General features: G+C 59.3%; 8 protein-coding genes, 1 tRNA gene and 2 pseudogenes. 3 read left to right on the forward strand and 8 right to left on the reverse strand.

Going from position 1 to position 11,394, the window contains the following annotated elements; genetic code table 11:
• Positions 1 to 9 precede the first annotated feature (9 nt).
• The 4 genes from ISP15_RS01565 to pilV are packed head-to-tail and all read right to left on the reverse strand — an operon-like array spanning position 10 to position 4,789.
• Positions 10 to 2,190, reverse strand: coding sequence for a pilus assembly protein (locus tag ISP15_RS01565; protein ID WP_404544331.1), 2,181 nt, complete (start codon positions 2,188 to 2,190; stop codon positions 10 to 12).
• Positions 2,191 to 2,212: 22 nt separating this feature from the next.
• The gene (locus ISP15_RS01570; protein WP_404544334.1) at positions 2,213 to 2,881 is read right to left on the reverse strand and encodes a pilus assembly PilX family protein; all 669 of its coding nucleotides are present in this window, start codon (positions 2,879 to 2,881) and stop codon (positions 2,213 to 2,215) included.
• 25 nt (positions 2,882 to 2,906) lie between these two features.
• Positions 2,907 to 4,265: a PilW family protein gene (locus ISP15_RS01575; RefSeq protein ID WP_404544336.1), complete on the reverse strand. Its 1,359-nt coding sequence runs from the start codon at positions 4,263 to 4,265 to the stop codon at positions 2,907 to 2,909.
• Positions 4,262 to 4,789 (reverse strand): type IV pilus modification protein PilV, encoded by a 528-nt coding sequence (pilV, locus tag ISP15_RS01580; protein ID WP_404544338.1) that lies wholly within the window; start codon positions 4,787 to 4,789, stop codon positions 4,262 to 4,264. Before pilV ends, ISP15_RS01575 begins: the two co-directional genes overlap by 4 nt.
• Positions 4,790 to 4,936: 147 nt before the next feature.
• Here pilV and ISP15_RS01585 point away from each other — a divergent pair.
• Together ISP15_RS01585 and ISP15_RS01590 are read left to right on the forward strand one after the other, a co-directional pair.
• A tRNA-Thr gene (locus ISP15_RS01585) sits at positions 4,937 to 5,012 on the forward strand.
• 174 nt (positions 5,013 to 5,186) lie between these two features.
• A pseudogene (locus ISP15_RS01590) lies at positions 5,187 to 6,375 on the forward strand (tyrosine-type recombinase/integrase); the annotation flags it as partial.
• Here ISP15_RS01590 and ISP15_RS18605 read toward each other — a convergent pair.
• From ISP15_RS18605 to ISP15_RS01600, 3 genes and pseudogenes are all read right to left on the reverse strand, one after another.
• A pseudogene (locus ISP15_RS18605) lies at positions 6,369 to 6,446 on the reverse strand (transposase); the annotation flags it as partial. The pseudogenes ISP15_RS01590 and ISP15_RS18605 sit on opposite strands and share 7 nt — an antisense overlap.
• A gap of 203 nt (positions 6,447 to 6,649) precedes the next feature.
• Entirely contained in the window at positions 6,650 to 7,588 is a 939-nt protein-coding gene (locus ISP15_RS01595) for a DUF4238 domain-containing protein (protein ID WP_404544340.1), read from the reverse strand.
• Positions 7,589 to 7,760: 172 nt separating this feature from the next.
• Positions 7,761 to 9,719 (reverse strand): tetratricopeptide repeat protein, encoded by a 1,959-nt coding sequence (locus tag ISP15_RS01600; RefSeq protein WP_404544342.1) that lies wholly within the window; start codon positions 9,717 to 9,719, stop codon positions 7,761 to 7,763.
• Between the two features lie 272 nt (positions 9,720 to 9,991).
• Between ISP15_RS01600 and ISP15_RS01605 the strand changes: the two genes are divergently transcribed.
• Complete coding sequence (locus tag ISP15_RS01605) at positions 9,992 to 10,177, forward strand: hypothetical protein (protein WP_404544344.1); 186 nt, start codon at positions 9,992 to 9,994, stop codon at positions 10,175 to 10,177.
• A 36-nt stretch (positions 10,178 to 10,213) separates the two neighbouring features.
• On the opposite strand, the gene ISP15_RS01610 is transcribed toward ISP15_RS01605, so the two are convergent.
• Positions 10,214 to 10,948, reverse strand: coding sequence for a DUF3775 domain-containing protein (locus ISP15_RS01610; protein WP_404544346.1), 735 nt, complete (start codon positions 10,946 to 10,948; stop codon positions 10,214 to 10,216).
• Positions 10,949 to 11,394: the final 446 nt, after the last annotated feature.

Raw genomic sequence — 11,394 nt, forward strand, 5'->3', positions numbered from 1 at the left:
TCTCTCCTTTCAATTATCCGGTGTGAGCATCGACCACGAACGCCGGCGCCAGAGCAGGCTGCCGAAAGAAAGCGGCAGCGCCAGATCGCTGTGCTTGCCTTTCAGGGCAACGCCGGGCAGCACCAATTTGCCGCCACCGATGACGCTTGCCGCGGGCAAGCTGCCGGCAGTGAGCGGCTTTTCCACCATGGCGCCCGCATACACATGCCCACCGAACGACAAGCCATTGCCTGGCCCGCCATTCGCCGCATTCACCGCCAGCACTGCGCCGGATGGCGCATCGCCGGCCGGTACCAGCGTGCTGACCAGCGCGGTGTTGCTGTTGAACAATGCCATCGGCGTGGTGACCACACGTTCGCCAGGCACGACGTCGAGATCGATACGCCAGCCTCCCGCGCTGTCCGACAGCGGACGATCCGTAAGCGTGCGCACGATCGCGCCATCCACGGTTTCCTGGCGCAGCGCCTGCGACTGCAAGCTGTCGTGCGTGACGGTAACAGCATGCCCATTGCCATCGACCATATCCCGTATGCCATACACCGATTGCGTCGGCATGCCGGTCACGGCCTTATCTCCCTCGCCCAGGTATTTACCGGTGCCGAACACGACCATGAAGCGGCCGGTAGCCGGATCGGGGAAAAGACGCGGCATCACGGTGACCGGTTGCGTGCCCTGCACAGCGGGCCGGTAGGCAAGCGTCACTTTCCACTCGGCCGGCCTTGGCGAGGAAAGATCGAAGCGCCACAGGTTGCCTGCCAGATCGCCGGCGAATGCAACATCGTCGATCTGGTCATCGTTGTAATCGCCAAGGACGGGGGTGGCGAGTCCATAACTGCTTACGCCTTCCATGCTGGTTGGCGTTTTCAATTCCTGGATAACGGCGCCGGTTTGTGCATCCAGTACGAATAACGCGCTATAGCCAGGCGGCGTTGCTGCCGTATCGCACGGCGTGGGCCGATCCGATTGGTTGCAATCGGGAAAATAGCCGCCGGGAACCAGTAACGCCCAGCGTGCATCCGCGAGCCGCGCGACCGCGGGCTGGCCGTAGGTATATCCCAGGTCGGCCGGATCGTAGCGGCCTCCTGCCATTGCATCACCGGCGGGCGCATCGGCATCGAATTCCCACAGCACAGTATTCTCGGGCGAGTTCTCGCTGACTGCATCCGGATGCGTGATATCCAAGGCGTACACACCGCGGCCTCCCAGGCGCAGCCCGCCCGCCAACACCGTATGCCACTCGTGCCTGCCACGCTGGCTGAAAAACACATCGCGGACGACCGGCGTGGCGTCCACGCTCGGCTCGAACTGGAATCCACTCAGGCTGGTAAGACGGCCAAGGTTGCCGTACACGGCACGCGGTATGTAGGCCCATCGTTCCCTGCCGGCGTTCGCGCCGGCGTCGTAGACAAGGCAATCGCCTGCCGGGCTTTGCTGTCTGCACACCGGCACCGGCGCGTTGAACGCATGCAACATGCCATCGTTGGCCGCGACATAAAGCATGGGCGGGCGATCGGCATGCTCGGCGCGAAACGCGGCGTATGTCTGCGCGCTGGGAGCGGACTCGGGCGCCGTTGCGGATACACCGTTGATGGCCGGCCAGCTGTCGCGATAGGTTCCGGTGGGCGCATCGACATAGACCGCCTGCGCATCGACGATCGCTCCCAACAGGCTGCCGCGCACGCGCATGGTGCCGTCGCGCTCCTGCGCACGCTCGCCGCGAAGATAGTTCACACGCGCCGCGAGCATGTCGGACGGATGCTCCGATGCCGGCGTCATCAGTCCTTTCGATTCGAAGGCATCGAAACGGGCCTCGGGTTCGAAGGCGATGGCCAAGACCTTGCCCGTTGCATCCGCGCTCGCGCTAAGGATGCGGCGGCCGGCTGGTGGCGATGTGGCCGCGTCGGACAACATGGCACCGGCGTTCCACATGACGTCCCCATCCGTGCCATCCGCATTCAGCGCGACGGCTTTCAGCACGCCGGACCAGTCGGCGGCGTCATAGCCGCCCTCGAAAGCAAGCGAGCCTTGGCCGAGCACGCTGCTGTTCAAGCCCAATACGGCCAGCGGCGGTACGGCTTGCGCTCGATCCAGCGGCACCGGGCTCAATTCCACCGTTCCTGCCGGAGCGGATGCCTGGACATGGCTGGCAAGCATCAGCAAGAGTGCAAACGACAGCAGCACGGTGGACATGCGCGGGGCCATGCGGATGCGGTCAGCGGCTGGCCGGTGCATCGAACGTACTCTGCATCACGCTCACCACGTTCGGGTTGCCACCCGTGGCTCGCGCGGTAATGCGATAAACGTGTATGTCGGCCTCGCCTTGCCCACGGTTGTTCGGACCCGTATTGCCCGATTCATGCAGGCTACCTGCCAACGGCGGACGCTCGCTGCCTAGGTCTTCGATGATGTACCTGGGATTTTCCGCCAACGCCGCCGTCGGTTGGCTGACCTGGCCGGTATATCCCGCATGCGCGGGACCGGTATAAGGCACTCCCATGCCGGATATCCAGCCAGGTGCCGAGCGGAATTGCGTTACCTCGCCATGGTCGCCATAGGGTGTGCCGAGCGGTCGATAGATCACGCAGCCATCGTCTTGCGAAAGGCGGTCTTGCTGGCAATGGAGCGTGGCGCCAGCACGGCTCGCGATGGACCATAACTTGTATTCCGCCCCGCGCAAGGCGGTCTCGGCGCTCATCCGTGCCTGCTGAGCATTGCGCAAGCTGCCGGCCATGCGCTCCTGCAACAGCGAATGTTCCGATGCGGCCACGGCGAGCATCGTCATCAGCAGCAGGAAGATCAGTGCAACCAGCAGCGCGAAGCCTTGCTGGTTGTGGCGCGTCGCGTTGCGATGCGCGCGTGGCATGTTGCGATAGCTGTGCATAGGGGCTTCCCTGCCATTCGTCCTTTTATGGGTTGACGTTGCGTACCGCCACCACCGCGCTGAATTCGCGGCGCAACAGCGCCAACGGAAAGCCTTGCTGCAGCGGTGTCACATGGCGATTCGGGGCGTTCGGCGCTTGCACGCTGCTTGCGCCGCCGGTTGCTTGATCGACGGTGTAGGCATACGCCAGTTCATCCGGGCTCAGCGTATACAGCGGCTCCTGGCCGTCCATCAGCAGGCTGACCTCGATCAGGCTGACCGAACGCCACAGGCAACCGCGATCGTCGCTGCCTGGAATCGGCAGGGGCACGCTCGTGCAATCCGCGCGCGTGCTGTCATCGACCTGCGCCGCCGTGTAATAGCGCAAGGTGCCGTCCGCGCGTTGCACGCCGTACCTGAAATCGAGGCGCTCCACGCCGCGGGCGATTTCCTCCGACGAGCCCTTGCGCAGCCTGGTATCGCCGCCGTTGACCCGGCGCACCAGCGCGCCCGTGGTATGTCCCATGCCGTCGCCGTTATCCACCACTTTCAGGAAATAGGTAACAGTCTGCATATCGCGGCTGAGATCGAACAGCCTGGGCGCCGCGCCATGCTGGAAAACATCGGGCTGGATAAAATTGTTTCCGGTCGAAACAAGCACAGAGGTTTTCTGCCCTGACACCGCGAAGATCTGTGCATTCGAGCAATCGGCCAACATCGCCAGCGGATCGCCAAGATCGAAATTATCGGGCTCGCCCGGCTGCGGCTTCAGCGCGATGCTCAGCGAACCATCCGCATGGCGTTCGAGCGTGCTGCCCGGCTCACCCTCTTCGGTGGCGATCGTCCAGCCAGACGCGGGATCGAGATAACGCACGGTGATCACCGAAGCGCCAACCACGCGATCGTCGACGGCCGTACCCATGGCGGGAATGCCGAAGCCATTCGCATCGCGCTTATTGCTGGGATCCATCGGCGTGCAAAGCTCTACCGTGCAGTCGTAGCCGCGCATCACCAGGAACGATGGCCATGAATAAGGCCGGTTCGGCGGCGGATAGGCATGGCCCCACGGCGTGGTCACGTCGTTCAGCGCGGACATGAGTACGCCAGGATCGCTGGCATAGACAGTCGGCGCACGCCATGCGTCCAGATACAGGCCGCTGGCGCTGGCATGGACGTCGCCACCCGTATTGGTGCAGTACTGGGCGCCGCTCATGGCCAGGTCGTGCTTGATCTGCGTGATGGCGTAGCGTCCTTCCTCCTGCAGCCGCGCCCATTGCGCCTGCGCGCGCTCGGCCTTGGAGGTGGCAATGAATACGCCGATGATGCCCGCGCTGACCAGCAGCCCGATCACCATCGCGATCAGCAATTCGACCAGCGAAAGGCCGTATTGGCGGCGGCCATTCATGGCTGGAACGTCCAGGCGAAGGTCTGCGGCGCATGGTCGCCTGCTTCGGACGCTCCGGCGCCGACGCCCTGCTCGGTCCAGGTAATCGTCATGGCGCAGTTGCCGCCGAAAGGCGGCCGCAGGAGCCGCTGTTCCGCACTCGGCACATAGGCGAGACCGTGGCTATCGCAGGCGATATCCGCCTTCGCATCGGGCGGCAGGAACGTGGCAAGCTGGCTGCTCCACCGGCCACGGTCGTGCAAGGCCAGCTGATGCGGCGTGCAGCCGGCCGCGCAATCCTGCGCCGCCGTATCCGGATAAACGCCGTTGTAATCCCCATTCCAGACACCAACCGGGTTGGCCTGCATGCGATCGGCCATGCCTTGCGCCAGGAAAGTGACCTGCGTGCGCAGATAGGCCGCATGATTGGCGCGCGCCGACAGCAACAGCAGGCCGGCCACTCCCAGCAGGCCGATGCCGAATACCAGCATGGCCACCAGCACTTCGATCAACGTAACACCCCGCTGGCGCGGTCCAGGCAGCATGGAGGACGTTCCCTGTGATCCCGCAAGCACTCTGGCCCGCCGCAGCTGCCCACGCCAGTCGGCCATCCACCCGCCACGTAGTCCGAATCCCACCCGCCCATGGGTACCTTGCAGCCTCGCGGACCTCCCCTTAAACTAAGCGGCTCCGCCGGAATAGCTCAGTTGGTAGAGCGGCGCATTCGTAATGCGTAGGTCGTAGGTTCGATTCCTATTTCCGGCACCAGTTAGTAGTCCAAGCAAGTCCAACGAAGGCCGGAAACCCTAGCATTAGCAAAGGTTCCGGCTTTTTTTGTGTCCGATGATGTCCGGGGGCATCCATTGCAATCCAGCCCTTATCGGGGGCATTCTTGGGGGCATATAGCCCATCGTGAATTTCGATGCCCCCAAAGGTACAACCATGCCCCTGAGCGATATTTCGATCAAAAAGGCCAAGCCCGCTGACAAGCCATATCGCTTGTATGACGAGAAAGGGATGTACCTAGAAGTCGCTCCTTCAGGTGGCAAGCTGTTTCGGCTCAAGTATCGGTTTGAAGGCAAGGAAAAACGGCTGGCATTGGGCTCTACCCAGACACAAGCCTAGCCAAGGCCCGCGAAGGGCGCGATAAGGCCCGAGAACTACTTGCGACAGGCATTGATCCCGGCGTGCAACGCAAAGTTGCGAAGGCCGCTGGGGAGGAGCGCGCAGCTAACAGTTTTTGCCGTAATCGCAAGAATGGCTAGCCAAACAGACAGCGCGTATGGCGCCCGCCACGATGGAAAAAGCGCAGTGGACACTGGATGACCTGGTTAACCCTTGGATCGGCAGCCGCCCCATCAGCGAAATCGATGCTCCAGAAATGCTGAGATTGCTGCGCCGTATAGAAGATCGCGGTGCCCATGAGACCGCTCACCGCACTAAGCAGCGCTGCGGACAAATCTTCCGTTATGCGATTGCCACTGGTCGTGCAAAGCATGATCCCACCGCAGATCTACGTGGCGCGCTAACTCCGGTAAAGGTGACCCATCGTGCAGCCATTACCGATCCGGCGAAGATCGGTGAGCTTTTGCATGCCATCGACGGTTATACCGGTAGCTTTGTAGTACGTACTGCCATGAAGCTGGCGCCGCTCGTGTTCCTACGCCCTGGCGAACTTCGACAAGCCGAGTGGACTGAATTTGACCTAGACGCCGCGCAGTGGCGCATCCCGGCCGAAAAGATGAAGATGCGTGGAGAGCATATCGTCCCCTTACCCGCTCAAGCTGTAGCCATATTGCGCGAGTTACACCCACTGACCGGACGCGGACAATACGTATTCCCTGGCGAGCGTAGTCGCGCACGCCCCATGTCAGACGGCACCATCAATGCTGCCTTACGCCGAATGGGGTTTGACAAGAACACCATGACCGGCCACGGCTTTCGAGCTATGGCCTCAACCCGTCTCAACGAAATGGGCTGGACACCGGATGTAATCGAGCGCCAGTTAGCTCATACCGAAAAGAACAAAGTGCGCGCTGCCTATAACCGAGCGCAATACTTAGATGAGCGAAAGCGTATGACGCAAGCCTGGGCAGACTATCTGGATGGTTTACGCCAAGGTGGAAGTTCCTTGATCGGCAGGCCGGCATCGGCTTCACGCAGGAAGCCGATGATCTGTTCTTCGGTAAACCGCTTCTTCACGTCCAATCTCCGTTCGTTGAGGGATTGGACTCCAAATCGTTGCGCTACTCAAAACCGGGGGGACGTCGAACCAGCCCTCGTGTCGGGCACAGCCCCAGGGAGGCCCTCCGCAGGAGCCGCCCTAGTGGCCGGCCCCTTGGTATGCGCCCACGGCGCCGTCCCCGTCCATACCTGGCTGGGGTAGCCCTCCCTCAGGATCAGGCTTAGGCTGCCGCTCCGGCGACACCCTGTCGCTCCACGCCTTTGAAGGGCAACAACGCCGCACCGGAGTTCGCAAACGTTTGAGAGTGGGCCTGGATGTGCATCTGCCGGTTGTAGTCACGAACCTGTTCCAAAGTCAGATCCGAACTATCCGGGGCTTTTTCCGAAAGCAGGACAGCGAGCGTGGGGGCAATGGGGTAATAGAGCTCCAGCTGCGTAACCTCCTCATCGTCACCTAAATCGTTCGCATGGGTATTGATGACGGGTTGATCACCAGTGATCAACGGTTCGGAGGTCGCGTTGCGCAGCAGGTATGCGTCGAGAGGCTTTCGCAACATGGAAAACGCCAACGTCGTGGCGGCCATATGCATGAGAGGGTCCACAATGTTTTCGACGTTGACATAGCTTGGCGCGGCGTCCTTGGTTTGAGTTAAGACCGCTTCGCGCCTTCTCTTGGTTCGAAAATACTGTGAACACAGAAAGATCTGGAACGCCATTCGGTCGTCCTCGTTGTTCCAGAACGAAACATCACCATTCTTCAACGCATCGAGGCCAGGCTTCCCCATATTCTCGATAGCACCTTGAAGATTTTCTCCGCTTTGTCGGCAGGCATCCTTCAACGTTTGGGCAATTTCGCCTTCGAGCAATTGCCTACTTTCCAACTCGCGTTTGAGCGTTGAAAGCTGCTTATAAGTTTTGACCCAGCTTTGGTTGATCTGTTTGAGCACCGGTGACTGATTCGGTTGCTCAAAGACCTTTTCGAGAAAACTGGCCTCGTCGTCGGAGATCTCCTTGACCTCGTAGAAATAGCTCTCTTGGGCAATGTTCATTAAGCTGACCGAAAAAGGCTCTTTGTCCCGCAAGCACCACACTTTTTCCTGGGGCGCCCATGCGCGCAGGTAATAGCGCCATACGTAGTGCTGGCTTCGAGTGACCGTCATTCCCTCTGCTCCCTTTGGACTCGTTGATGGAAATGCCCCCACATGCCGCGGCGGGCATGCCTTAGGATGCCTGCTCCAGCAAGAGTTTGATCTCGGCTGGCTTGATGGACTGGTGCCGGTGCTGATGGATCTGCTGGGGTGATCGCATGCTTGAATAGGCCTAAACCCATGGCTATTCGAAATCGCGAGACTTTGGCTCATCGAACAGAATTGAAAAATCCCGACGAAGCACGGATGTCAGTTCATGCTCAGGAAAGCGTGCGGCCGCCTTTTTCCATATATTGACACCACTGGCTTGATCCCCACTGTTCCAATGAATGCCACCGAGGTCGAACCAGGCAGGCGCATAATCGGGATCTAAGGCAATAGCCTGTTCATAGGCGCTGATAGCACTAGACGCCTGCCCCAGATTCTCGTGCGCAGTAGCAACGTGATACCAACTCAAAGCATCGGGTTGAATCTCTTTGGCCTGGACCATAAGGATGGGCAGGCTTTCTTCAAATCGCCCCAACTGGTTGAGTGCAACCCCAAGGCAGTAGCCATAGTCGCCGCCTTCAAGGTTATAAGCATGTCGATAACAAACCTCGGCCTCTGCCCAGTCCTCTTCGTCCTGGGCCCAGTGCCCAAGCCTGTCCCAAAGATGAGCTTGCGCATCTTGGTCTACATACACAATGCCTGCTTCAAACTCTTCCTTAAAGCTCGCATAGGACATACCAATGTCCCCGCCATTTGACCGCACGTAGAGCGTTGCCAACAAGGATTCACGGACTCCAACCGAGTTATCAGGATGCACGCGAAGAAACCGGTTCCAAAAGGTCACAGCTTGACGTGCATTATCCAGCGACGTTCGCCCGAACATGGCGACCTGACGGCCACACCAGGGCCATATCCATTTTTCGGTCTCGGCGCTGTTAAGAAGCGCGTTGATTTGGCGGAAGGCGCCCTTACCATCGCCCAGGTTGAACAGAACGTTGATTCTCCATCCATCGACGGTTGAAACAGCACCAGGGCGTTGCTCCAAAAATATGGCCTCGTCAAAATGTTTGAGCGCCTCGCTGTATTCCCCTTTGCGGTGATGGACACGCCCGATCGCCAAATGAGCTTCGGCAAGTCCGGGATCGCAAGAGAGTGCTTCTCTGTAGCAATTTGTAGCCTCATCTTCACGACCTAGATTTTCGATGCTCGACCCTAAATTTTTTAGGCACCGAGCTTTGTGAAGCTTGTCATCAGGTTGCGCCAGGTGGGGAATGGCCAATTGATAAGCGGACACAGCCTCGTCGTGCCGATTCAGCGCCGCCAGTCCATTGCCAATGCAGTAATGAAGCGATCCGGGATGATAAATTCCTTTATCAAGATGCGTGACCAAATACGCGATGGCATCTTCCACACGTCCTGGATTGTGACTACGGCCGTCCATACCCAGATTGATCTCGGCCAAGTAACACATCAGCATGGCGTTATCATCGGGCCCAAATACGCCAGCGAACCGTTCGAATGCCGCGCTGATGTGAGCATCCATTCCACAATCAGATAGGCTCCTCAGCACGTCAAATGCTTCCTTCTTGTCGTCCGGCACATGGACACTCGACGGGGTAGCTCTAAGGAGTTCTGGCAAGTCCTTCGATTGAGCTGATAGTTGGCTAAACCGATGGTCGTGTTGTGCGAACGCAGTCGCGCTTGCCAGGCCAGCCAGGCGTTCAAGCACCGAAAGCGTCAAAGGATCGGTGAAGTTCACCGTGATCGTCTTTTGCTGCGCCCAGTCACCTTCGCCATGCTGGTATTGCCGCGTAACGGCCTCGGCAGACCTGAATTTCAGACTCCCTGTGGGCTGGTGATAGCAGACGTAAAAGGAATACGCCTGCATCATGAGATAGTTCAGGTTGGCCATTGCGATGTCCACGCTGATCGAACCATCCGCATTGATGGCCTTCGCGGTCCCCTTCAGCTGGACATGAACTCGCACGTTTGTTGGTGAACCGTCCCGGACCGCCTCGATTTGGAAGTCGACCCCGTAATCCTTGCGGTCTCGGCTCTGAACAAAAAAGCATTCCGAATCCGCAATGAGCTTCTCGAATGCGGCTTCCGCCTTTGCTTCCAACGAATGGTTTTTATCGCGCTTGGGTAAATCCATCTCATCTCGTCCGTTTAGGTCAACGTCCTCGGCAGGACCTCTTCGAAGACGCCCGCACCAGCGGCATCTTCAATGATGCCGCCCGTACTTCCTGCCGACAATTGCCATCGAGAAGAACGAGATCCTCATTCGTTGGCTAGGTCGAGGATACAAATTCCCGAAAAGTTCGAAATTCCCAAACCCCTGATCGCAGCGCCGGTTGAGACGATTAGCCTCATCATACATTGCTATACATACGCAAGGGCAACCCCGCAACCACAAACCTAGATGCCATGGCCACCGGGCCGGCCGTGCGGCCCATCGGCGATCTTCTCGATGCGATCCAGCGTCCGTTGGATCTCCCATTGGGGAACTGGAAGATCGCGCGTAAGAAACGAACGGCCATGGGCCAGCACGTTGACTTAGGTTGGGGCACCCAACAGCACGACAACTTCTTCAATCTGGACCAGGCGTACTGATCCAGATCGAGAACACCACCGATTCGTAAAAGAGCGTCAGAGGAGTGAGCCGATGGGCTGAAGCCCAAGAGATTCGTCATCCTCTTCTTCCGTGGCGTGATAGCGCGACCACTGCTGCATCGCTGGGTAGAGGGCCAAGATGTCTTCTCCGGGCTTCCCGACCATACGCAAGCCATCGGCAAGCATCCAGTGAAGCGTCTGCTTTGCCGCCAGATAGTCGGGAATATGTCGGTCGCGCATCTTCTTGGCGTATTCCAAGGCGCCTGCGTAGTCGTCGCCGCTGTCTCCACGGCCCAGAAACATCAACGCCTGCAACTCCAACTGGGCGTCGTAATCCAGTTGAGCAATGCGCTCCTCCAGGTCGTCTCCCAGTCGGCCTTTTTGGGCAAATGGCGAATCAGGAGGCGCATTGAAATAGTCATCGATTCGGTATTCATCCGGGGCACGAACTGCCGCTCGTTGAGCGGAAATCGAGGCGATTTCAAACACGGCGATGGGACGCAGATAGGAGAACGCAAAGGTCAGCGCGTTGACATGGCGATGCGCCACGCGAGCAAGATCCGATACGGCGCGCCCATAGTCCTCCCTAAGAGACTCTACGAGTTCATCATCGACTTTGGAGGTTGCCAGCTTGCCCGCCTGCTCGGCGGCCATGGCCGCCGAGTACGGGCGACCGAAGATGATCCGTGCGATGAGATCGCGATAACGGTTGAGGGAAAGGTTGAAGTCGAAATCGAGACGAATGTCGTCGACAAGTTTCTTGACGTACACGGGAACTCCACGAGTCAGCCGGCGGGTACGGTCCGTTTAAGGTCCCTGTGGCCGACGCAATGGAGGTCGCAAGGGGTGTTCGTGTGCGCTGTCGAAGTCGGACCAACTTGCCCGGCACCGGGCCAGCCCTGGGCTGCTGGGCCGAAGTCTACCACGCCGGAAAATGGCCCACCCCTGGTTCGTCCCGCTCCTCGGGGACCGGCTGTTTTTTTCTGCATCCCTGTCATTCCCTCATCCGAAGGACGGCTTGGCCCGCCTGCCGGCAGCCAACTAAACCCGCCTCACACAGAAAAGCCGCCCTTCTGGGCAATGCCGCTCAGTTAAGCAAAGGCCCTGCGGGGCCTTTGCTGTTTTGTAGAGTATGAGTCTGTTGATAGAGCGGCACGCGATGCCGAAGGCAGACCGATGCTACTGGAAGCCTACCTGCAAGATACCCATGAGCTGGC

Source organism: Dyella jejuensis (assembly GCF_044904675.1).
Taxonomy (GTDB): Bacteria; Pseudomonadota; Gammaproteobacteria; order Xanthomonadales; family Rhodanobacteraceae; genus Dyella_B; species Dyella_B jejuensis.

What these genes read in the sequence shown, in the direction of transcription:
- ISP15_RS01565 (WP_404544331.1), bottom strand. Translation starts at nt 2,190, where the DNA reads ATGTCCACCGTGCTGCTGTCGTTTGCACTCTTGCTGATGCTTGCCAGC.
- ISP15_RS01570 (WP_404544334.1), bottom strand. Translation starts at nt 2,881, where the DNA reads ATGCACAGCTATCGCAACATGCCACGCGCGCATCGCAACGCGACGCGC.
- ISP15_RS01575 (WP_404544336.1), bottom strand. Translation starts at nt 4,265, where the DNA reads ATGAATGGCCGCCGCCAATACGGCCTTTCGCTGGTCGAATTGCTGATC.
- pilV (WP_404544338.1), bottom strand. Translation starts at nt 4,789, where the DNA reads ATGCTGCCTGGACCGCGCCAGCGGGGTGTTACGTTGATCGAAGTGCTG.
- ISP15_RS01595 (WP_404544340.1), bottom strand. Translation starts at nt 7,588, where the DNA reads ATGACGGTCACTCGAAGCCAGCACTACGTATGGCGCTATTACCTGCGC.
- ISP15_RS01600 (WP_404544342.1), bottom strand. Translation starts at nt 9,719, where the DNA reads ATGGATTTACCCAAGCGCGATAAAAACCATTCGTTGGAAGCAAAGGCG.
- ISP15_RS01605 (WP_404544344.1), top strand. Translation starts at nt 9,992, where the DNA reads ATGGCCACCGGGCCGGCCGTGCGGCCCATCGGCGATCTTCTCGATGCG.